We start from the raw sequence: 18,962 nt of genomic DNA, 5'->3' as shown, positions 1-18,962 counted from the left end.
CATGGCCACCGCAGAGCAACATCACATCATGGACACGCCCGCGTTCGACAAGCCGGTCAAGCTCGCTATCGTCGTGTCGCCCTATTACAAGGATATCGCCGCCAACCTGATCGCCGGAGCCAAAGCCGAGGCCGAGAAGGCCGGTGCCACGGTCGAGGTCATCAACGTCCCCGGCGCGCTGGAAATCCCGCCCGCCATCCGCATTGCCTTCCGCCAGTCGAATTTCGACGGGTTCGTGGCACTTGGCTGCATCATTCGCGGCGAGACCACGCATTACGACACCGTTTGCAATGACAGCTCTCACGGCTTGATGCTGCTGGGGTTACAGGGCGCAAATATCGGCAACGGCATCCTGACGGTGGAAAACCGCAAGCAGGCCGAGGTCCGTGCCGACCCGAAAGATCAAAACAAAGGGGGTGGTGCCGCTGCTGCGGCCTTGCATCTCATCGCGTTGCAGCGCAAATACGGCGCTTCCAATTCGGGCGTGGGATTCTTGCCGCGCTCAAACGATGATGATGAGAGTTTCCAGATCGCATGACCATTTCAGGTAACCAAAAACGCGCCATGCGCTCCGCCGCGCGGCTCTATGCCGTGCAGGCCCTGTTCCAGATGGAGCATAGCGACCACAGCATCGACAAGGTGCGCGCGCAGTTCGAGGACCACCGCTTCGGGGAAGTGATCGACGACAACGAAATGATCGAAGGCGATATCGAGACTTTCCGCGCCTTGCTTGAGGGCGCCGTGGCCGAGCAGTCGACAATCGACCAGATGACTGACCGCGCACTGGTCGCCAAGTGGCCCATTGACCGCATCGACCCGACCCTGCGCGCGCTGTTCCGCGCTGCGGGGGCCGAACTGGTCGCAGGCAAAACGCCCCCCAAAGTGGTGATCGTGGAATTTGTCGACGTCGCCAAAGCCTTCTTCCCCGAAGGCAAGGAATCCAAATTCGTCAACGCCGTGCTAGACCATATGGCCCGCGAAGCCCGCCCCGACGCGTTTTAGGCTTTTCGCGCCACGATATATCGGCTGCCATAGTCTTCGGCCTCAATGATCTCGTAGCCCGCATCGGTAATTGACTGTTCCAGATAGGCAGGTTTGATCAGCAGCACGTCGGGGGCTTTGCCAAAGAGCTGCATCACCCAAAGCAATGGTGCGAACAACCACTTCTTGGAGCCAAGGCACGGAGTCTTGGTGATCAGTAAACCGCCTTCGCGCGTGATCGAATGGATATGACCCAGCGTGGTGGGCAAATTATCGACCAGATGCAGCAGGTTATAGGCCATGACCGCGTCATAAGCCGTGCCAAGCGCGTCGCTATCCGCATCCGCCACAATGAAATCCAGATTGCTTTGACCCGCCTCCACCAGCTTGTCCTTAGCGATCGCGATCATCTTCGGGGACACGTCGGAGCCGGTATAAAGCGCGACGCTCGGGGCCAGCAGCAACGCGGTCGAGCCTGTGCCGCAGCCCAGTTCCAGCACCCGGTCGCTCTCGCGCAGGTAGGAGCGCGTGCGCTCCAGTGACAGGTGATATTGCTCGGGGTTGCGGATCGCCATCTTGGCGTATTTCTCCGCCACGCCGTCCCAAAATTTTGCAGGTGTCATGATGTGCCTCCATTGCTTGGGGACGTCATACATATGCGCAAGTCATATAGAAATTGCCTAATTTTGGCGATCACCTATACATAAATGCATGAATTGGAATGCCATCTCCTTTGACTGGAACCATGTCCGCGCTTTCCTTGCGACGGTCGAGGAAGGCTCGCTCTCCGCCGCCGCCCGCGCAACGGGTCAAACGCAGCCCACGCTGGGCCGCCAGGTTGCTGCGCTGGAAGAGGCCATCGGGGTGACCTTGTTTGAGCGGGTTGGCCGTTCGCTGACCCTGACCACATCGGGCGCGCAACTGGTCGATCACGTCCGCGCCATGGGCGAGGCCGCCAACCGCATCTCGCTTGCCGCGTCCGGCCAGTCGCAAAGCATTGAAGGTCTGGTGCGTATCAGCGCCAGCGATGTGCTCTCGGCCTACCAGTTGCCGCCGGTCATCGCCCAACTGCGGGACCGCGCGCCGGGGATCGAGGTCGAGGTTGTCTCCTCCAACGCCATCTCGGACCTGTTGCGCCGCGACGCCGACATTGCCTTGCGCCATATCCGGCCTGAACAGCCGGAGCTGATCGCGCGCAAACTGGCGGACAGCGATGCCTATCTCTACGCGACGCCGGACTATCTGGCGCGCGTTGGCAACCCCAAGGTGGTGGACGATCTGAAAGCCGCCAATTTCATCGGCTACGGCGCGCCGGACGAGATGCTTCCGCATTTCGTCGCCATGGGCCTGCCGCTGACCCGCGACAATATCCGGTATCATTCAGATAGTGGCGTGGTGGGCTGGCACATGGTTCGTCAGGGGCTTGGGATCGGGGTGATGTCCGAGCATGTTGCCGCCCTGACGCCCGATATTGTGCGTGTAATGCCGGGTTTGCCACCGGTCAGTTTCCCGACATGGCTGGTCAGTCATCGCGAGCTGATCACCAGCAGCCGCATCCGGCTGGTCTTCGATCACTTGGCCAAAATGCTGGGTTAAGCCCCGCAAAACCCGCGTATTGTGGCGCGTCGGGTATTGTCGAACACTGCGAAGCCGGAAGCCCCACCTGCGTTGATCCGCACCTCTGCCCCTGCGATCTCGCCGCCAGACACTTGCGTCTGGCCCAGGTCGCCATGGCGCAGCACGTCATCCACGTCGATGGTGAAGCTGATCTCCGCGCCCTCAGGCCAGTCTGATACTGATAGGCTCAGCACGTCCGCCCCGTCGCTGACAGTGACCGAGGCCACGTCGCCGCTGACGCTTTCAAAGGGCTGAAACACCTCGACGCCTGCGCCGCCGCCTTCGGTGTCGAAGATCAATCCGCCCGCGCTGCCTGTCATGTCCAGCACCACCGTCGCTGCCCCCAAAGCGCATCCGGAATTTACGAAGGTGAACGTATCCTTCGGGGCCCCTTCTACGAAACGGGCGTCAATCTGGGCCATGGCAGAAAGGGGGGCGCATAAAGCGAAAACAAGGGCGAGGCGGGACATTGGGGGCTCCATTTGTCGGCGGTTCACAGCTCAATTAGCGTGGCAGGACGTTAAGTCCAGCGTTCCGCTTTGATCCTGCACCCCGATCGGGTGTATCATAATGAAGTAACGCGACTCACGGCGGATCGTCATGCCCAAGCTCATCAAATTTCTATTTCGCAACGCCCTTGGTGGCGCACTGGCAGGGGCGTTCTTTTCGGGTCTTTTGATCTGGTCGAATGTTGCAGGGTTGCGGCATCTGGTGCTGGAGACCGCGGACGGACCGTTGGCGGCTGGCATCATGACGGTGTTTTTCATGATCACCTTCGCGTCGGTCCAGATGGGTCGCGCGATCATGGGGATGGCCGACCCCGAGGATAACAACGACCTGACCCCGCCTCGCAATGGCGAAATGGTCGCTATTCGGGTACATGATCGGGGGTAGGTGACGGAACCACCACAACCGTGGGACGCTTATTCCCGCAGACCTGTATGTACAGGTGGGCACCAGGTAACTGAACCAGGGTCCAGACAGAGCCAGCTCCCGAGGAATTGCTTAAGGCAGCTGGAATGTAGCCTCCATATTACGAGGAGGGCAGAACCGTCACTCATGCAGATAGGCCTGCTTGGTCTGCAAAGCAAGGGGCAGCCCATGGCAAATTCGGAAAACAAGACCAAACCGGAGGCCGTTGACCCGGCGGCGATGATTGCTGCTGTCGAGCATCCCCAACGCCGCGCCGACGCCGAGGTGTTGCTGCCGTTCTTCACCCGCATCACCGGTTGGCCCGCGCAAATGTGGGGACCAGCGATTGTGGGCTTCGGGCGGTACCACTACAAATATGAAAGCGGGCGGGAAGGCGATTTCTTGATCACCGGCTTTAGCCCCCGCAAAAGCTACACCTCCGTCTACATCCTGCCCGGCTACCGCGACCTGTCAGAGCCTTTGTCGCGGCTGGGCAAGGTCAAGCACGGCAAATCCTGCCTCAATATCAACAAGCTGGCCGATATCGACATGGACGTCTTAGAGGAACTCGTGCGCGACGGTGTGACCCATATGAAGGCCAACTACACCACCGCCGCGCGCTAGGGTTATTCCGCGTGGGCATCCGCGCGCATCCGTCCCAGATGCTCGTCCCAACCTTTATCAAGTGCGAGTGTCAGACCGAAAGCCTCGGCGCCTTGCGGCAGGCCTGTGTGCTCCAGTGACAGGCGAGTACCACCCGCGACATCCTCCAACGTCCATTTGACGGTGCTGGTTGCATCTCCCATCGGCGCGATGGTGAAGGTGTATTCCAAATAGTCATGCGGGCGGGCTTCGTTGACCTTGCCCCACATCAGCTTGTCGCCGCTTTCGGTGCCGAACATCGCGTAGTCCTGCCCGTCCGCCAGCGCCACTTTGGGTTTGTGGAACCAGATCGCCAGCTTGTTCGGTTCTGTCAGGTAGTCCCAAACTTCGGCCTTGGTTGCACGCAGGTAGATGGATTTTTGAATGATGGTGTCAGTCATTGGGTTGGTTCTTTTCAATGGCGGATTTCAAATCTGTGAGGCGGTCGTCCCAGAACTGCTCGAAGAAGACGAGCCAGTCGCGCACGGGGGCGAAGCCTTCTGGGTTCAGGGCGTTCACCCGCTCGCGTCCTCGGGTGCGCACGGTGATAAGGCCACCGTCGCTCAGCACGGTCAGGTGCTTTTTGACGGCGGCGCGGGTCATGTCGAAATTGTTGCTGACTTGCGCGATGGTCATGTCGCTGTCTGCAAGCTGGCGCAGGATTTCGCGCCGCGTCGGGTCTGCCAGTGCTTTGAAGGTGGGTTGTTCGGTTATCATGGAGTGACCTCAGAAGTGGTACCGTTTGGTATCATTTATATATGAAACCATTTGGTATCACGTCAAGGTAATTCTCACACTTGATTTTTGTTTACCTTTTGTTCACATTCTGAATATGCCTGATGACCTGACACTTCCGCTCCAACCCGGCCAGCTTCTGGCGCGTGGTGTTGCACGCCATCTGACCTCGCACGGGTTCGCCTGCCTTGAGGAATTTGTGCCCGAGCGCGGCAAGCGGGTCGACGTGATGGGGCTTGGCCCCAAAGGCGAGTTGTGGGTGGTGGAGTGCAAATCCTCGCGCGCGGATTTTATGTCGGACAGCAAGTGGGAGGGGTATCTGGACTGGTGCGACCGCTATTTTTGGGCGGTCGACGAGAACTTCCCGACCGACCTTTTGCCTGACGGCACCGGACTGATCATCGCGGATGCCTACGACGCGGAGATCATCCGCATGTCGCCGGAGGACAAGCTGGCGGGGGCGCGGCGCAAGGTGATTGTCCAGAAGTTCGGGCGGGTTGCGGCGCTGCGGTTGAACCTGATGCGCGACCCTGATCTGAGACGGTCAAGCTAATCAAATCAAGATCCGCGTGAATTTGATTTGATTAAATTAACCCTTTGAAAACAGGTGTAAAAGCGTTCGGTGCTTTGGTCTGATCTCATTCACAAAAAGAGTTAACACGCAACGGCTGGAGGTAACCCATGGGTTACCCTGTCGGGGCGCTCAATCGACCGCGCATCCCGTGCCACCGATACCGTCATCCTCCCCCGGAACGCAGGCTTCCAGCTTTGAATTCGGGGCGGGCGAGGCTTCGACTGCAGAGGGTTCAGCCATGACCGGCTCGACAATGACGACCTCTTCTTCCGGCATCGCGCAGGCTGTCAAAGCCAGTGCCAAAACCGCCGCTGCAATCCGCCTCATGTCACGTCCTCGTGGTAGAAATATCCGCCTGCGCGGAACCTGACGGCCAATTTGGGGGTGGGTGCGTCGGAAGGCAAGGCCTTCATCGCGGCGGCCTCTTTGTTGATCTGTTCCAGCAATGCCATCTGGCCCTCGCGGAACTGTTGTTCCAATGCCGCGACCTGCGCGGGTGACAGCGCCGCGTAATGCACCGCGCGCTCAAAGAACGGGGCTGCGTCGGAGGTGATGTTGGTGGTGGCCGCGCTTAAATGGTCGCCCATGTTGCGGGCGAGGTAAGCCATCTGATCCTCGGATCCGGCCAGTGGTTGATAGGACGTTTCCAGCAAGGTGACCGTTTCCCCCTCCACCAAAACGGTGCCAGCGGCCAGCAATGTGTCCAACATCGTGCGCGGGTGGACGTCGCGGCGGACCTCCCATGCCAGTGCCTCGAAGGACGGGGCGGGGCCGCTTTTGGGCAGGGGCTTGCCTGCGTAGTCGTCTTCAGTCTGCCACAGCGAGACGAGGCGCGACAGGTGCGTCAGACGCGGCTCGTTCGGGTGGAAGTCCCGCAGCCGCGCCACGTCGCGGCGCTGCAATCCGGTCATCACGGACAGGCGGCTGTCGGTGGGTTTGCCGTCGCAAGTCTTGCGCGCGGCCTCGACGTAATGCGCCTTCAGGCGCTCCGCCAGATCGGGGAACGGCACGCCAAGCGCCACCATCAGGCGGGCGAAGGGGGCGAGGAGGGCATCGAGTATATCCAGCATATGCGCAATATGCACATTTTTCTTGACGGGAGCAAGTGGATTTGAAATATGTGCAAAATACACATTAAATGGAGTACCCCCATGACCAAGATATTTTCAGCCCCCCGCGCAGCCCTTTTGGCTGCAACATTTCTGGCCGCCTGCGCCGGAGGAATTGAGGAAGAAGTTGTGATCGTAGAGCCGGTCTTGGCGGAGCCATCGGTCTCAGCCGAAGCCGCCCCAAGTGCCAAGGTCAGCACGACGATTGCCCCAAGACCGCTGCCGGTTCCTGTGCCGTCCCATCAAGGTGCTGCGCGACGTGGTGTGATTACGGCAGGCGACATTGACGACGCGCTGAACCTCGCGGCATTTTCCCGCTATCAAGCGAAGTCCCGCAAGGAATTAAAGCTGCCGATGGCAAATCTGGCGACGCCGGTATTGGCGCAGTTGCGCGGGGCGGATGGCAAAGCGGCCCCCGGTGTGCGTGTCACGTTGCGCAAACCCGGTGCTGCAGAGCCGTTTTATTCGGGTTATTCCGGCGTGGACGGCATGATCTCGATCTTTCCGGCGAGCCTTGGGGCGGGGCGTCTACGCGAGGTGGAGCTGCGCGCGATCCCTGACGGGCAAGGCGCGCCGATGGTGCAGCGGCTGAGAACTGGGCAACGCGCGCAGGTGCAACTTCCGTTTAACGGGAAGTGGTCGCCAGAGTTTCTGGATCTGGCATTCGTTGTCGACACAACGGGGTCCATGGCGGACGAATTGGCGTGGTTGACCAAGGAATTAAAGGGCCTCGTGCGTCAGGCCAAGCGGGCCGCACCGGGGGTCGATATCCGCTATGGCTTGGTGGTCTACCGCGATGACGGGGATGCCTATGTGGTGAAGAATTACGGGTTCACCAAGAAACAATCGCAGATGCAGGGTTGGCTGCGTGCGCAGTCTGCGGGCGGCGGGGGCGACTATCCCGAAGCGGCGGCACGGGCTTTGGCGTCGGCTGCTGGCATGCAGTGGCGCAATGGCAAGGGCGAGCGGTTGATGATCCACGTCGCCGACGCGCCGGAGCATGACCACCGTGCGAAGGCCTACCTGCAAGCCGCCCGCACGGCAGCGGCGAAAGGTGTGCAGGTGTTCGGGCTGGGGGCCAGCGGCGTGGGACCGGAGGCGGAGTACCTGATGCGCCAAGCGGCGGTGCAGACCGGCGGGCGGTATATGTTCCTGACCGACGACAGTGGCGTCGGCTACGGGCATATGGAGCCGACGGTGTCGTGCTACCGCGTCACCGCGCTGTCTGATCTGGTGAGCCGTGTGCTGCGTTCGGAGCTATCGGGGCGGCGCATAGAGGCGGCCCCGTCCAAAGTGGTGCGCACGGTGGGCAGCTACCGCAATGGTGTTTGCGTAAACTAGCGCTTCTTGCCTTTGTTGATCGCGCGGGCGCCCTGAGCGGCCGCGCGAATTTCTTCGGCGATTTCCTCGGCCTCTTCGGGGTCAAAGTCGAAGGGCAACTCGATACCGTCCGCCTCGACATAGATGCGCACCATCCCGTCGGTGGTCGGACCGATTTGCAGGTTGCCCGCAATTTCGCTTTCGCTGTTGATACCCATTGGACCCTCTTTGCCTTGGCTGGGTCTTGAGGTATCCCTGATGCGGCTGTGAGGCAAGGGGGCAGGACACGGTCGGGCAGGGATCGAACTTTCACTTTAAGCGGAATTAATCGCTTTAGCGGTCTTGCAATCGCGCGTCCCTATGGGTAAATCCCACGCAGTGTGCCGCCTTAGCTCAGTTGGTTAGAGCACTGGTTTGTGGAACCAGGGGTCCCCCGTTCAAGCCGGGGAGGCGGTACCATCCCCCCGATTTGACAGGATGACGCTGATTACTCCTCGAGTTTCGGCGTAAGCACGATTTCGAGCGGAATGGTGAGAGGCACTTGTACCCGTGCCCCGTCGGCGCTGAAACCGGACGTGTAGGTCAGCTCGAACCGCCGGAGCCATTGGTCCGGCTCGCTCACGTCCCCGCCGTCGTAAGCAACGCCGTTGACTGCCATCTTGGCGATCGGAAGCATGTGGCTGGGAGTGCCCGGAATGACGTGCGACGCCCCCGGCGCAAGTGATACCTTTTCTTCGCGAACTTTGGCAGGATTAACAGGGGGCCTGCGAATTTTCGCCTTGTGACGGGTTGGTGTTTGCCCCGCCAGCATTTCAACCACTTCAGTTTGGGTGAAGGCCCGCTGGGCAATCGCGCCGGACGGGTAAGTCACCTCAATCGGGCTCGTGCTTTTGTTCGTGACTTGCAGCCGCGCCGCATAAGGGCGCGGATCAAAGGGCTTGCCCTGCACAATGCACAATTGTCGCGACGCAATTACCGAAAGTTCAAGCGGACCAGCTTGCTGGGTGGTCAGGGCTTCGAGTTTCATTTCGCAGGTCTCGGGCATTTTGGAATTCCCCATACAGGAGGTCATGGTCAGCAGCAAAAAAGCGGCTGCTAGGGTTGCTTTAAACGACTTTGACAACGGCGATCACTCCCTCGGAGCGGAGGATACGGTCGACTTCAATCGCGATCCAGTAATAAAGGTATTTTGGATGAGTGGTGTCGCTGTCCTGTCCCATTACGGTCGTGTTGTCGAAGGCAAATTGAGCCGGATCGTCGGGGGGGATCGCAGACGCAGACAATGTCACGGATTCGTCCGGATCACTTGCCCCTTTGTAGGTCAGCACCGGCGCGGTGTTTGTCGGGCGGTCGTAGCTGTATTCATCTGGCAGGCCCAAGGTGTGGCCCAATTCGTGGATCATGGTCCATTCAATGTCGGCTGCGGTGACGTAAAAAGTCATCGCGGTGCCTTCCTCCACATAGCTGCGCAGAGGATCTGCGGGATCGTCGGCCGTGCCGTCGACGTCGATGGCAATATCCGGCGCGCTGGCAACCTCGCTGCTTTTGAACTTGATTTTGAGCTTTTGTTTCGGGCAACCGGGCTGCTCCACCTGAATTTTGTAGCTACCAGCCTTGGACTCCCATGTGCCAAAAGCCTTGGTGATCGCGCTTTTGACTTTGGCGCCATTCCCGGCTTCGTCGGTTTCAGCGCCGTTGGTGTAGGACAGCTCGAACGTCTTGGTCACCGTTACGGTCCCTGATTTCCCGCTTCTTTCGATCTTGATGTGAGCCTTGTTGTTCAAGGGCCAGCTAGGGTCGTCCATCGGCGAGGAATAATAGGTGCCGTTGCCGTCGGTTGTGAAGTCGTCCTCGGCCGGGCAATCGCAGCACAGGCCCGTGCCACCGGACGAGCCGCCGGGAGGAGAACCGGGTGGGGTGCCGGATGGGGTGGTGCCAGTTGTTGCGCACATGTCAGGCGGCTCCCTTCTGGAAATCAGCGAGCATCTTGCGCCCGCGTTTCATTGCATAGTCTGCGATAGCGGGCAGGGCGGGCTCTAGGGTGTCGTGCTCGGCGGCCAGCTCTATGGCCCACGGAAACAGCGGGTCCTCGAAGAACGCGTGGCCCATTGTGTATGAAAACAGCAGCACGACCCCGCGCGCAGAGGGGTGTGTCACCTTGCGGGCGTCACAATCGTACTCGACGCGCCGTAAAAATTCGTCGAGCCGCGCGCGGTCTTCGTCGCCAAGATGTGGGGTTGCAGTCATGATCAACTGGCGCGCGGTGTCGGGGTTGAAGCGTGACCAACCGCCTGCCTTGGTCAGGTGGCCATCCAGCTGCGTAAAGAGCTTCGCCCAGTTGCGATAGGTCACGTCCGCATCGCCCATCAGGTCTGAATGGGCGCGCAGGAAGGCGGGTTCCAAGTTCGCGCGGCGGGCGCGGCCGTCTTCGACCAGTATCCTGCTAATCTCGGGCATACGGCCTGATTTATGAAACCACCCGCCGAAATAGCTCATCATATACAGCAGGTAGACGTATTCCTCTTTGAAGGTGAACTTTAACGCGTCGCCCTCCCTCAGGCCGTGATCAACGAGGGCATAGAGCTGGTCTTCGGAGAACGGCTTGAAGCGTGGTTCGTCCATGCGCAGCAGCCATTCGGCCAGTTCCTGCCGGAAACGGGGGCGGCGGGCGGAGGCGAAGACATGCGCATCGCGGCTTTGAAACACGAAGGCAGCCGGGCGCTCTGCGGGCAATGTCTCCGGATCGGGCGCGAAGATATGCGCGGTGGCGGCGACCGAAGACAGCGTGATGATCCGGTCGACCAGCGTGCCGTCATGCAGGCGGTAGAACTGCGCCATGCGGTCGGGCCACGCGCGGATCGCGTTGAAATAGAGCGTGGCTTGCTCTGGGTCATAAAAGCGGAAGTATTGCCATTGCGTGCGGTCGCCGTCGGGCACGCCGTCCATGCGCACTTTGGTGAACTTGCGAAAATGGGCGCACAGGTCCGCAAGGGAGGCGGTCGAGCGCAGGTAGATGCCTGCGTCTTTGGACCAATGGGTCCAAGGGCTGGGCGGGTCGGTCAGCGTGAACAGGCTGCGGGTGAAGCTGTTGTCGTCCTCCAGCCGGACAATCCACGGGGCGACATGGCCCAACTCTTCTAACGCGTCGCCGACAAACAGACATTGGTGATCCAAGCCGGAGCCGGTCAGAATTTCGGGCAGATCCGTGATTTTCGCGGCATCCAGAATGGTGAAGGTCGGCATCTCGACATCGTCTACCGCCCCGAAAAGGAGCGCAGCCAGCGTGTCGGGCACGGACTTACGGTCGGTCTCTTCAGTTTGCGCGTCGAGCGGTTCCAGATCCGAAATCAGGTCAACCTTACCGCTTGGTTCTGTGGCAGCGGCATGTTGGTCGGAGGCCCCGCTGGCCGCGCCAAGCTGCCAGATGTCTTCCATGGTACAATCCAAATGTTCAATTTAGTGCTTAAAATGCCCATTCAGGATGCGCCTAGATTGTAGATCTGGCAACGAATTTATCTGCCTTTCTTTCAACGCCTTACGGTAGTGAACAGTTTATTCACGGGCGTGAATTGACGGAAATCTGCTGTGTCAGCTCGCCACTGTCGCGGTTGAAAATCAGGATGCGGTCGTCGGCGGTGACCACCGCATACCAGTTCGGGGCCTGCGTGAAGGCGGTTGCGCGGGTGCCGTTGGGTAGCTCGATATAGTCGGGCAGGGCAAGGTCGGGGGTGCTTGCGTTCAAGCGGATGACAACCAGCGTTATCATCACTACAAGGCCCACAATCATCGTTGCGGTCAGGGTTGTTACCAGCCGCCGCAGAAACTTCAGGTTGGCGGGTTCTTCCGCCGGAAATTCGGGATCATTGTCCATGTCGCCTCAAACTATCGCGGTCGAGATCACTGACGCCCCGCCTGCGCGTCTTGATAAGGCATTGGCCCTGTTTGCGCCAGTGGAGGCGCAGCTGAGCCGGTCACGCATTGTGAAGCTGATCGAGCAGGGCGCGGTGGCGCTTGACGGGGCTGTCGTGACGGAGCCGAAGACCAAGGCCGCGCTGGGGCAGGTGTGGATGGTGACCATTGGCGAGGCGGTAGAGTACAACACCGTGGCCGAAGATATTCCACTGGACGTGATCTTCGAGGATGACGCGCTGATCGTAGTGAACAAGCCTGCGGGTATGGTGGTACATCCGGCCCCCGGCTCGCCCAATGGCACGCTGGTGAACGCGCTGCTGCATCACTGTGCCGACAGCCTGTCGGGGATCGGTGGGGAGAAGCGTCCGGGAATTGTGCACCGCATCGACAAGGAAACCTCCGGCCTGCTGGTGGTGGCCAAGACCGACATTGCGCATCAGGGACTGGCCAAGCAGTTCGAGAAACACACGGTCGAGCGGCGCTACAACGCGCTGGTGTACGGCGTGCCCGAAGCCTCTGACCCGCGGATCAACGGCTTGCCGGGGGTGGCGTTCGAGCAGGGCAACATCCTGCGGGTGATTGCCAACCTTGCGCGCCACAAAACCGACCGTCAGCGGCAGGCTGTGGTCAAAAACGCGGGCCGCCACGCGATCACCCGCGCGCGGGTGTTGGAGCGGTTCGGCAAGCCTGCGGTGGTGTCCTTGCTGGAATGCTGGCTGGAAACGGGGCGCACTCACCAGATCAGGGTGCATATGGCCCATGTGGGGCATTCACTTGTGGGTGATCCGGTTTACGGAGGGCGACGGAAACTGGCCAAAAACGCGCTTCCGGAAGCGGCTCTGGAGGCCATTCGGGAGTTCCCGCGACAAGCGCTTCATGCCGCTACACTTGGGTTCGAACATCCTGTTTCACACGAAATGTTGCGATTTGAGGCACCGTTGCCGCCTGATTTCGAGGCACTTTTGAAGGAATTGGGGTGATTCACTGACATTTATGTGAATACTCGTAACATAACCCTTTTGGAACCAATCCCGAGTTCCTACATTAATTCATAAGTAACCCGCACAGCGTATGTGCGCACCAAAAACTTGAGTAGGGCGAAACCTGCTCGTATATTCACGTTCCGACGACGCACACCTTTTAAGGGGGGCAAGACACAATGGCGAATTACACTGGATTACCAGCTCCGAGCCCGGAGCAAGGTCTAAACAGATATATGCAAGAAATCCGCAAGTTCCCGATGCTGGAGCCTGAGGAAGAATACATGCTGGCCAAGCGCTGGGTGGAAGACGAAGACACCGAAGCGGCGCATAAGATGGTCACCTCGCACCTGCGTCTCGCGGCCAAGATCGCCATGGGCTATCGCGGCTACGGGCTGCCGGTTGCGGAAGTGATATCCGAGGCCAATGTGGGCCTGATGCAGGCCGTGAAGAAGTTTGACCCCGAGAAGGGCTTCCGCCTCGCGACCTACGCGATGTGGTGGATCCGCGCGTCCATTCAGGAATATGTCCTGCGGTCGTGGTCGATGGTCAAGCTGGGAACGACCAGCGGGCAAAAGAAGCTGTTCTTCAACCTGCGTAAGGCAAAGAACCGCATTGGCGCGTTGGAAGAGGGTGACCTGCGTCCTGAAAACGTGGCCCGCATTGCCAATGACCTGAATGTCACCGAGAAAGAAGTGATCTCAATGAACCGGCGCATGTCGGGCGGGGACGCATCGCTGAACGCGGTTGTCTCGGCCGATGGCGAAGGGGCGACGCAGTGGCAGGACTGGCTTGAGGACGAAAGCGCCGACCAAGCTGGCGACTACGAGGCCAAGGACGAGTTGGACACGCGCCGCGAATTGCTGGCCGAGGCCATGGAAGTGCTGAACGACCGCGAGAAGGACATCCTTGTCCAGCGCCGCCTGCAAGACAAGCCGATCACGCTGGAAGAACTATCGGGCCAATATGACGTGTCGCGGGAGCGTATTCGTCAAATCGAGGTCCGCGCCTTCGAAAAGCTGCAAGAGCGAATGCGGGAATTGGCGGCTGAAAAAGGTCTGCTTGAAAGCGCCTAATTTTCGCCAAACTGAGATGCCAGAAGGGGCCGTGCACTGCGCGGCCCATTTTTTATTGGCCCGCTGGAAGGGGGCTATAAGCTTGAGGCAGATGGATCGAAAGGGGCGGACATGATGTTTTCACGCACGGCGCCCGTGGTGCTGTTTACAGCGTTTTGCCTCAGCGTGACCGGAGCCTATGTGACCGATGGCAGCCGCTCTCTTGGCCCTCCCGGGGCGATGAGCGAGGCGCAGCTTCAGGCATTGGACATCTATTACACCGAAATGAGATTGGCGCTTCAAGTCGGCGATACTGCCCGTTTTGAGGAGCTGATTTCGCACCAGATTGAAGACATGCAAACGGGAAGTGCCAGCCGCGTACAGCCCGACCTGTTGCCGGCCCCGTATGGTGAGCTGCGCGACCTGTTGTTCGAGGGCAGCGTGACCTCGGCCAAGGCGTTTCTGGCGCAGCATCCTAACATTAATTTGAACAAACCTCAGGGACGCTACGGGGCCGTGCCGTTGATCTGGGCGATGGGACATGCAGATTTCATGCCGGAGATGGTCAAGCTGTTGCTGGAGCACGGTGCCGACCCCCGCTTTCAAACGGCGCAGGGTTATACCCTGCTGCACGCCGCCGCGTCACCGTTCAACTATTACACCCGCGCGCAGGATGTGGACGAGATGCTGCGCATGATGCCAGCAGACTTGGTTACGCAGGCGAACCGGATGGGGCTGACGCCGCTGCATCTGGCGTTGATCGGCGCACAATCCGCGCAGGTGGAGGGGCTATTGGCCCATGGCGCGGACCCGAACGCGCCGCCGCCAGCGCATGTCGAAGCGGACTATTTGCCGGGGCAACCACCGCTGATGATCGCGGGGGGGAACGCCAGAATGGTCGAGGTTCTGCTTGGGGCCGGTGCTGATCCCACGGCTGTGGACCAGCGCGGGAGGGCGATCCTTGATGTCGTCGCCGAGGGGGCCTTGGCGGCAGAGCGGGACTTGCAGGAGCGCGTCAGCGCGAGTGCGGCGGAAGAGAGCGACCGCGAATATGCCGCGGACTATGCGCGGGCACGGGACATGATCCGCGCGGCAGTGGACGGGCGGATGGCGCGCGGGGGCTAAATGCCCAATTCCGCGCGGGCCTTCTTGGTGAGCTTGGCCGCGACCATGTCGTAGGAGGCACGGATATGGGCCTCCAGCTCGGCGTCGGACAGGCCGGGGGGCTTGTAGTGCTGTATCCATTTCATGCCCCGCGACGCCAGATAAGGGGCAGGGCGCAGGCCTGGCATGTCGGGCAAGATTTCCCACGCGATATCCGAGACCTTGAAGGTAAACGCATCGGCCCCGTCAGCCCAGCCGCCGACCGCGAAAAGCTTGGGGCCGACCTTCCACACATCCGCATTCCCCCATTGCACCACATGATTTGTGGCAGGCAGGGAGGCGCAGAAGGCGTTGAATTCATCTCGGGTCATGGGCGGCTCGCTTGGGGCGTTTGGGCAGTGTGATGTGCAGATGCCCCTATGGCAAGGGAGCAGAGTTTACGCGAGTGGATTTCGATTGGCATGGTTGCTACAGAGATTGCAGCACATGCCACGCGTTCCCGTTGCAGGCAGATTTTCAGCATATTGGTGCCAGAATGACATTGAAAACACATACCCTATGACCGCTTCCAACTTGCCCGCGCGGCCCCGCATATCCGACATGAACAGCGCCTTCATCATTGGCAGCGCGCTGACCTTCTTGGCCCTTTGCGCCCTGTTTTGGGGGTTTACAGCGGATGACGCCTATATCGTCGGGCGATACGCAAAGAACGCGGCGGCGGGCCACGGGCTTGTCTACAATTTGGGGGAATATGTAACGGCGCTGACGTCCCCGTTACACGGGTTGCTGGAGACGGGGTTGGCGCTGCTCGGGCTTGATCCGGTGACCAGTTACCGCCTTATCGCGCCATTCGTGGTGCTCGCGGGCTGGTTTGTCGCGCTTCGCCAGACGGGCATTCAGGGGCAGGCTTTGGTCGTGTTCACTGTGGTGGGATTACTGTCGCCATTCTTGGCGCTGTGGACCGTCGGCGGGTTGGAAACCCCGCTGCTGGCCTGTTTTACGACGCTACTGGTGTCCAAACTGATCGTGGTGAACCGTGCGGGAGTGGTCAGCGGCCGCGACTTCGCCATTTTGGGGTTGCTTGCAGGGCTGATGTTTCTGACGCGTTTTGACAGTGTTTTGGTCAGCGTTCCCGTCCTTTTGGCGGTTTTGATAACGCAATACCGGCGACCAGTCATTTGGGCAGGGGCTGCGTTTAGCTTGGCGTTGGCGGTAAGCTGGTTGGTGTTTTCTTGGGCCTATTACGGCGACATTTTTCCGACGTCTTATTACGTGAAATTGGCGGTCGGTGGTCGGCCACCTATTGATAGCCTGTCGGCGCTTTTGAATTTTGTTGTCCTGTCCGGCCTTTTGGTGCTCGTCTTTTTCGTGCGCTCTGGGGATGTCGAAAAGCGAACACCACTGTCGAAAGCAATCTTGCGTGGGGCGGCGATTAGCGCTGTGCTGCTACTGCTTTACGCCAGCCGGTCTTCGGGGCAGCACATGATGTTCGGCTACCGCCTGTTCATGCCGTATCTGATGGCGGCGGGGTTGGTGCTGTCTTTGTCACTTAGAAAAGAGCGCCCAATGTTGACTGCAGGGCTAGTTGGCGGACAGGCCACGATGATAGGCATCGTCACGTTTTGGGGCGTGAACCCCGCCCCATTGGCGCGGCTTCCGCTGCTGGACCGCGCTTATGCGGAATATGAGTTTATCACCCCCAAAACCTATGGTCTTTTTATGGATATGCTGAAGGCGGATGCGCAAGACATCGCGGCGCATTGGCAGGAGACTGGCCGAGACGTGCAACCGCGCATTTACTTGCGGACCGGTGGCACGGGCTACTGGTTGCCCGAGTTCTACGTGTTCGAGGCGCTGGTGTCGTACCGTCATGGATGCGGCGTGCAAACAGAAGGCTCCATCCTCGGCGCGCATTACATGCAGCAGCTTGGTTTCAGTAAGATGGGAACATATGTCGAGGACAGGGGCCACGCGCGCGATGATGTGGCGCATGATGCACCATTGATGTTTTCGACGACGCTGGAATGGATGGGCCCGCAGGTGACCGGCTACCTGTATGGGCCGGAGCCAACGCCGCTTGAGCTAAGCACCACAATTGGGGGCGGATGCAGCAAGTCGCAGTAGCGCCCGCCCCTTTGGGGGCAGGCACTTGATCGGAGGGGGTTACCCCTCCATCGCCTCCAACTCGTCGATCATCCCCGAGATCATAGACAGGCCCTTGCCCCAGAATTTCGGGTCACTCGCGTCCAAACCAAACGGGGCCAGCAGCTCCTTGTGGTGTTTGGAGCCTCCGGCTTTCAGCATGTCGAAATACTTGTCCTGGAAGTCGTCCCCGCCTTCCTCGTAGACGGCATAAAGCGCATTTACCAAGCCGTCTCCGAAGGCGTAGGCGTAGACGTAGAAGGGCGAGTGGACGAAATGCGGGACGTAGGACCAGAAGGTCTCGTAGCCGTCCATGTATTCGAACGCAGGGCCAAGCGATTCCGCCTGCACCGACATCCACAAAGCGCCGATATCGTCGGGGGTCAGCTCGCCATGGCTGCGGGCTTCGTGGAGTTTGCATTCGAAGTCGTAGAAGGCGATCTGGCGGACGACGGTGTTGATCATGTCCTCGACCTTGCCTGCGAGCAGGATTTTGCGCTCGGCTTGGGTTTTCGCCTTGGAGAGCATCTTGCGGAAGGTCAGCATCTCGCCGAAGACGGAGGCGGTTTCGGCCAGCGTGAGCGGGGTGGAGGACAACAGCTCACCCTGACCCGCGGCAAGCACCTGATGGACGCCGTGGCCAAGCTCGTGCGCGAGGGTCATCACGTCACGAGGTTTGCCCAAATAGTTGAGCATCACATAGGGGTGGACGTCGGCGACGGTGGGGTGGGCGAAGGCGCCGGGGGCCTTGCCGGGCTTGACGCCCGCGTCGATCCAGCCGCGGTTGAAGAACGGCTCGGCGATACCGGCCATCTCGGGGGCGAAGTCGTGATAGGCTTCCATCACGGTGGCTTGCGCCTCTTCCCAGCCCACCAAGCGCGGGTCTTCCAGCGGCAGGGGCGCGTTGCGGTCCCAGACCTGCATGACGTCGAGACCCAGCCATTTGCGCTTCAGCTCGTAATAGCGGTGCGACAGTTTGGGGTAGGCGGCGACGACGGCGTTGCGCAGGGCCTCGACCACCTCGGGCTCCACATGGTTGGCAAGGTGGCGACCGGTTTGGGGCGTCGGCATGCCACGCCAGCGGTCCTCGATCTGCTTCTCTTTCGCCAGCGTGTTGTGAACGCGGGAGAACAGCTTCACGTTTTCGCCGAATACCCGCGACAGCTCGCGCGCACCGGCCTCGCGTTTGGCGCGGTCGGGGTCGGTAAGCAGGTTGAGGGTGCCTTCGATGCCAAGCTCTTCGCCGTCGACCTCGAACTTCAGCCCCGCGATGGTCTCGTCGAACAGCCGGTTCCATGCCGCTGCACCGACCGCAGACTGGTCATGAAGGAACTTCTCCAACTCGTCGGAAAGCTGGTAGGGGCGCATGGCGCGCAGGCGGTCGAAAATGGGCTTGTAGCGGGCGAGGTCGGGGTCTTGGGCGAACAGCGCGTCGAGTTGTTCGTCAGGGATGCGGTTGATTTCAAGCGAGAAAAACACCAAAGGCGTGGAAAACGCGGTGATCTTGTCCTGCGCGTTGGCCATGAACTGGGCGCGTTCTGCGTCGGTGGTGTTTTGGTAGTAGCGCAGCCCTGCGTAGGACATGATGCGGCCGGAGATCAGGTCGATTTTCTCATACCGCAGCACGCAATCCCAAAAGCCCTTGGCGTCCAGATCGGCCAGCTTGCCTTCGTAATCGGCGGCAAACTCGGCGCAGGCGTTCTCCAGCCAGTCCATGTCGCGTTTGAATTCCTTGGCGTCGGGGGCGGTGTAAAGGTCGCTTAGATCCCAGTCGGGCAGGTTGCCCAATCCGCCGCCGCCTTCGGCCAAATCACGAAGGGGAGTTTTGGGTACGGGCAGGAATGGGGTGCGCATGGGAAGTCCTTTATTCGAGTTCCCC

The 18,962-nt window shown here is 60.1% G+C and carries 24 protein-coding genes and 1 tRNA gene; 12 read left to right on the top strand and 13 right to left on the bottom strand.

Translation table 11 applies throughout. From position 1 onward, the window contains the following. Position 1 precedes the first annotated feature (1 nt). Both BUB72_RS02955 and nusB read left to right on the top strand, forming a co-directional pair. Complete coding sequence (locus tag BUB72_RS02955; RefSeq protein WP_073140297.1) at positions 2–538, top strand: 6,7-dimethyl-8-ribityllumazine synthase; 537 nt, start codon at positions 2–4, stop codon at positions 536–538. Further along, positions 535–1,002 (top strand): transcription antitermination factor NusB, encoded by a 468-nt coding sequence (gene nusB, locus BUB72_RS02950; RefSeq protein WP_073140293.1) that lies wholly within the window; start codon positions 535–537, stop codon positions 1,000–1,002. The genes BUB72_RS02955 and nusB overlap by 4 nt, the downstream gene beginning before the upstream one ends. Here the strand turns inward: nusB and BUB72_RS02945 are convergent. Beyond that, the gene (locus BUB72_RS02945) at positions 999–1,604 is read right to left on the bottom strand and encodes a class I SAM-dependent methyltransferase (RefSeq protein ID WP_245814691.1); all 606 of its coding nucleotides are present in this window, start codon (positions 1,602–1,604) and stop codon (positions 999–1,001) included. The two genes, nusB and BUB72_RS02945, sit on opposite strands and share 4 nt — an antisense overlap. A gap of 88 nt (positions 1,605–1,692) precedes the next feature. Between BUB72_RS02945 and BUB72_RS02940 the strand changes: the two genes are divergently transcribed. Beyond that, entirely contained in the window at positions 1,693–2,577 is an 885-nt protein-coding gene (locus tag BUB72_RS02940; protein WP_175549110.1) for a LysR family transcriptional regulator, read from the top strand. On the opposite strand, the gene BUB72_RS02935 is transcribed toward BUB72_RS02940, so the two are convergent. Continuing rightward, the gene (locus BUB72_RS02935; RefSeq protein ID WP_139250599.1) at positions 2,574–3,020 is read right to left on the bottom strand and encodes an aggregation factor core; all 447 of its coding nucleotides are present in this window, start codon (positions 3,018–3,020) and stop codon (positions 2,574–2,576) included. The genes BUB72_RS02940 and BUB72_RS02935 overlap by 4 nt on opposite strands. Before the next feature lie 178 nt (positions 3,021–3,198). Here BUB72_RS02935 and BUB72_RS02930 point away from each other — a divergent pair, with 178 nt between their 5' ends. Both BUB72_RS02930 and BUB72_RS02925 read left to right on the top strand, forming a co-directional pair. Beyond that, positions 3,199–3,492, top strand: a complete 294-nt coding sequence (locus tag BUB72_RS02930; RefSeq protein WP_073140281.1) for a hypothetical protein — start codon at positions 3,199–3,201, stop codon at positions 3,490–3,492. A gap of 207 nt (positions 3,493–3,699) precedes the next feature. Further along, the gene (locus tag BUB72_RS02925) at positions 3,700–4,134 is read left to right on the top strand and encodes a DUF1801 domain-containing protein (RefSeq protein ID WP_073140515.1); all 435 of its coding nucleotides are present in this window, start codon (positions 3,700–3,702) and stop codon (positions 4,132–4,134) included. A 2-nt stretch (positions 4,135–4,136) separates the two neighbouring features. Here BUB72_RS02925 and BUB72_RS02920 read toward each other — a convergent pair whose 3' ends face one another. Both BUB72_RS02920 and BUB72_RS02915 read right to left on the bottom strand, forming a co-directional pair. Further along, positions 4,137–4,553: an SRPBCC family protein gene (locus BUB72_RS02920; protein ID WP_073140277.1), complete on the bottom strand. Its 417-nt coding sequence runs from the start codon at positions 4,551–4,553 to the stop codon at positions 4,137–4,139. Continuing rightward, a complete protein-coding gene (locus BUB72_RS02915; protein ID WP_073140273.1) occupies positions 4,546–4,869 on the bottom strand; it encodes an ArsR/SmtB family transcription factor in 324 nt (107 codons plus the stop codon). The genes BUB72_RS02920 and BUB72_RS02915 overlap by 8 nt, the downstream gene beginning before the upstream one ends. 115 nt (positions 4,870–4,984) lie before the next feature. On the opposite strand from BUB72_RS02915, the gene BUB72_RS02910 reads away from it, so the two are divergent. Then, positions 4,985–5,440 (top strand): MmcB family DNA repair protein, encoded by a 456-nt coding sequence (locus BUB72_RS02910; protein ID WP_073140270.1) that lies wholly within the window; start codon positions 4,985–4,987, stop codon positions 5,438–5,440. Between the two features lie 150 nt (positions 5,441–5,590). Here the strand turns inward: BUB72_RS02910 and BUB72_RS02905 are convergent, their stop codons facing one another. Continuing rightward, the gene (locus BUB72_RS02905; protein WP_073140266.1) at positions 5,591–5,788 is read right to left on the bottom strand and encodes a hypothetical protein; all 198 of its coding nucleotides are present in this window, start codon (positions 5,786–5,788) and stop codon (positions 5,591–5,593) included. Continuing rightward, positions 5,785–6,531 carry a DUF6502 family protein gene (locus tag BUB72_RS02900; RefSeq protein ID WP_083588533.1) on the bottom strand — a complete coding sequence of 249 codons (747 nt, stop codon included), beginning with the start codon at positions 6,529–6,531 and terminating at the stop codon, positions 5,785–5,787. The genes BUB72_RS02905 and BUB72_RS02900 overlap by 4 nt, the downstream gene beginning before the upstream one ends. 81 nt (positions 6,532–6,612) lie before the next feature. Between BUB72_RS02900 and BUB72_RS02895 the strand changes: the two genes are divergently transcribed. Beyond that, positions 6,613–7,911: a vWA domain-containing protein gene (locus BUB72_RS02895; RefSeq protein ID WP_073140260.1), complete on the top strand. Its 1,299-nt coding sequence runs from the start codon at positions 6,613–6,615 to the stop codon at positions 7,909–7,911. On the opposite strand, the gene BUB72_RS02890 is transcribed toward BUB72_RS02895, so the two are convergent. Then, the gene (locus BUB72_RS02890; protein ID WP_073140256.1) at positions 7,908–8,108 is read right to left on the bottom strand and encodes a DUF6324 family protein; all 201 of its coding nucleotides are present in this window, start codon (positions 8,106–8,108) and stop codon (positions 7,908–7,910) included. The two genes, BUB72_RS02895 and BUB72_RS02890, sit on opposite strands and share 4 nt — an antisense overlap. A gap of 164 nt (positions 8,109–8,272) precedes the next feature. Between BUB72_RS02890 and BUB72_RS02885 the strand changes: the two genes are divergently transcribed. Further along, positions 8,273–8,349: transfer RNA gene (locus BUB72_RS02885), tRNA-His, on the top strand. 28 nt (positions 8,350–8,377) lie between these two features. On the opposite strand, the gene BUB72_RS02880 is transcribed toward BUB72_RS02885, so the two are convergent. The 4 genes from BUB72_RS02880 to BUB72_RS02865 form a co-directional block, all read right to left on the bottom strand. Further along, positions 8,378–8,935: a hypothetical protein gene (locus BUB72_RS02880; RefSeq protein ID WP_073140253.1), complete on the bottom strand. Its 558-nt coding sequence runs from the start codon at positions 8,933–8,935 to the stop codon at positions 8,378–8,380. A gap of 61 nt (positions 8,936–8,996) precedes the next feature. Continuing rightward, positions 8,997–9,842 (bottom strand): zinc metalloprotease, encoded by an 846-nt coding sequence (locus BUB72_RS02875; RefSeq protein ID WP_073140250.1) that lies wholly within the window; start codon positions 9,840–9,842, stop codon positions 8,997–8,999. Between the two features lies 1 nt (position 9,843). Next, a complete protein-coding gene (locus tag BUB72_RS02870; protein WP_073140247.1) occupies positions 9,844–11,325 on the bottom strand; it encodes a DUF4123 domain-containing protein in 1,482 nt (493 codons plus the stop codon). A gap of 121 nt (positions 11,326–11,446) precedes the next feature. Continuing rightward, entirely contained in the window at positions 11,447–11,761 is a 315-nt protein-coding gene (locus BUB72_RS02865; protein ID WP_073140244.1) for a DUF6476 family protein, read from the bottom strand. On the opposite strand from BUB72_RS02865, the gene BUB72_RS02860 reads away from it, so the two are divergent. From BUB72_RS02860 to BUB72_RS02850, 3 genes are all read left to right on the top strand, one after another. After that, positions 11,760–12,782 (top strand): RluA family pseudouridine synthase, encoded by a 1,023-nt coding sequence (locus tag BUB72_RS02860; protein WP_073140241.1) that lies wholly within the window; start codon positions 11,760–11,762, stop codon positions 12,780–12,782. The genes BUB72_RS02865 and BUB72_RS02860 overlap by 2 nt on opposite strands. A 179-nt stretch (positions 12,783–12,961) precedes the next feature. Next, positions 12,962–13,858: an RNA polymerase sigma factor RpoH gene (gene rpoH, locus BUB72_RS02855; protein WP_073140237.1), complete on the top strand. Its 897-nt coding sequence runs from the start codon at positions 12,962–12,964 to the stop codon at positions 13,856–13,858. Positions 13,859–13,969: 111 nt separating this feature from the next. Continuing rightward, on the top strand, positions 13,970–14,962 hold the full coding sequence (locus BUB72_RS02850) for an ankyrin repeat domain-containing protein (RefSeq protein ID WP_073140234.1): 993 nt from the start codon (positions 13,970–13,972) through the stop codon (positions 14,960–14,962). Here BUB72_RS02850 and BUB72_RS02845 read toward each other — a convergent pair. After that, complete coding sequence (locus BUB72_RS02845; RefSeq protein ID WP_073140231.1) at positions 14,959–15,312, bottom strand: MmcQ/YjbR family DNA-binding protein; 354 nt, start codon at positions 15,310–15,312, stop codon at positions 14,959–14,961. The genes BUB72_RS02850 and BUB72_RS02845 overlap by 4 nt on opposite strands. Positions 15,313–15,499: 187 nt before the next feature. Here BUB72_RS02845 and BUB72_RS02840 point away from each other — a divergent pair, with 187 nt between their 5' ends. Continuing rightward, positions 15,500–17,065, top strand: a complete 1,566-nt coding sequence (locus BUB72_RS02840) for a glycosyltransferase family protein (protein WP_073140228.1) — start codon at positions 15,500–15,502, stop codon at positions 17,063–17,065. A gap of 39 nt (positions 17,066–17,104) precedes the next feature. On the opposite strand, the gene BUB72_RS02835 is transcribed toward BUB72_RS02840, so the two are convergent. Beyond that, positions 17,105–18,937, bottom strand: a complete 1,833-nt coding sequence (locus tag BUB72_RS02835) for a M3 family oligoendopeptidase (RefSeq protein ID WP_073140225.1) — start codon at positions 18,935–18,937, stop codon at positions 17,105–17,107. Positions 18,938–18,962 lie beyond the last annotated feature (25 nt).

Origin of the sequence: Litoreibacter ascidiaceicola (assembly GCF_900129235.1) — a bacterium.
GTDB classification, from domain to species: domain Bacteria; phylum Pseudomonadota; class Alphaproteobacteria; order Rhodobacterales; family Rhodobacteraceae; genus Litoreibacter; species Litoreibacter ascidiaceicola.
Note: the sequence above shows the minus strand (reverse complement) of the source record. Positions and strands in the feature narration are given on the sequence as shown.

Bases quoted from the DNA above. Each gene is read 5' to 3' on its own strand.
- BUB72_RS02955 (WP_073140297.1), top strand. From the start codon at position 2: ATGGCCACCGCAGAGCAACATCACATCATGGACACGCCCGCGTTCGAC.
- nusB (WP_073140293.1), top strand. From the start codon at position 535: ATGACCATTTCAGGTAACCAAAAACGCGCCATGCGCTCCGCCGCGCGG.
- BUB72_RS02945 (WP_245814691.1), bottom strand. From the start codon at position 1,604: ATGACACCTGCAAAATTTTGGGACGGCGTGGCGGAGAAATACGCCAAG.
- BUB72_RS02940 (WP_175549110.1), top strand. From the start codon at position 1,693: ATGAATTGGAATGCCATCTCCTTTGACTGGAACCATGTCCGCGCTTTC.
- BUB72_RS02935 (WP_139250599.1), bottom strand. From the start codon at position 3,020: ATGGCCCAGATTGACGCCCGTTTCGTAGAAGGGGCCCCGAAGGATACG.
- BUB72_RS02930 (WP_073140281.1), top strand. From the start codon at position 3,199: ATGCCCAAGCTCATCAAATTTCTATTTCGCAACGCCCTTGGTGGCGCA.
- BUB72_RS02925 (WP_073140515.1), top strand. From the start codon at position 3,700: ATGGCAAATTCGGAAAACAAGACCAAACCGGAGGCCGTTGACCCGGCG.
- BUB72_RS02920 (WP_073140277.1), bottom strand. From the start codon at position 4,553: ATGACTGACACCATCATTCAAAAATCCATCTACCTGCGTGCAACCAAG.
- BUB72_RS02915 (WP_073140273.1), bottom strand. From the start codon at position 4,869: ATGATAACCGAACAACCCACCTTCAAAGCACTGGCAGACCCGACGCGG.
- BUB72_RS02910 (WP_073140270.1), top strand. From the start codon at position 4,985: ATGCCTGATGACCTGACACTTCCGCTCCAACCCGGCCAGCTTCTGGCG.
- BUB72_RS02905 (WP_073140266.1), bottom strand. From the start codon at position 5,788: ATGAGGCGGATTGCAGCGGCGGTTTTGGCACTGGCTTTGACAGCCTGC.
- BUB72_RS02900 (WP_083588533.1), bottom strand. From the start codon at position 6,531: ATGCTGGATATACTCGATGCCCTCCTCGCCCCCTTCGCCCGCCTGATG.
- BUB72_RS02895 (WP_073140260.1), top strand. From the start codon at position 6,613: ATGACCAAGATATTTTCAGCCCCCCGCGCAGCCCTTTTGGCTGCAACA.
- BUB72_RS02890 (WP_073140256.1), bottom strand. From the start codon at position 8,108: ATGGGTATCAACAGCGAAAGCGAAATTGCGGGCAACCTGCAAATCGGT.
- BUB72_RS02880 (WP_073140253.1), bottom strand. From the start codon at position 8,935: ATGCCCGAGACCTGCGAAATGAAACTCGAAGCCCTGACCACCCAGCAA.
- BUB72_RS02875 (WP_073140250.1), bottom strand. From the start codon at position 9,842: ATGTGCGCAACAACTGGCACCACCCCATCCGGCACCCCACCCGGTTCT.
- BUB72_RS02870 (WP_073140247.1), bottom strand. From the start codon at position 11,325: ATGGAAGACATCTGGCAGCTTGGCGCGGCCAGCGGGGCCTCCGACCAA.
- BUB72_RS02860 (WP_073140241.1), top strand. From the start codon at position 11,760: ATGTCGCCTCAAACTATCGCGGTCGAGATCACTGACGCCCCGCCTGCG.
- BUB72_RS02865 (WP_073140244.1), bottom strand. From the start codon at position 11,761: ATGGACAATGATCCCGAATTTCCGGCGGAAGAACCCGCCAACCTGAAG.
- rpoH (WP_073140237.1), top strand. From the start codon at position 12,962: ATGGCGAATTACACTGGATTACCAGCTCCGAGCCCGGAGCAAGGTCTA.
- BUB72_RS02850 (WP_073140234.1), top strand. From the start codon at position 13,970: ATGATGTTTTCACGCACGGCGCCCGTGGTGCTGTTTACAGCGTTTTGC.
- BUB72_RS02845 (WP_073140231.1), bottom strand. From the start codon at position 15,312: ATGACCCGAGATGAATTCAACGCCTTCTGCGCCTCCCTGCCTGCCACA.
- BUB72_RS02840 (WP_073140228.1), top strand. From the start codon at position 15,500: ATGACCGCTTCCAACTTGCCCGCGCGGCCCCGCATATCCGACATGAAC.
- BUB72_RS02835 (WP_073140225.1), bottom strand. From the start codon at position 18,937: ATGCGCACCCCATTCCTGCCCGTACCCAAAACTCCCCTTCGTGATTTG.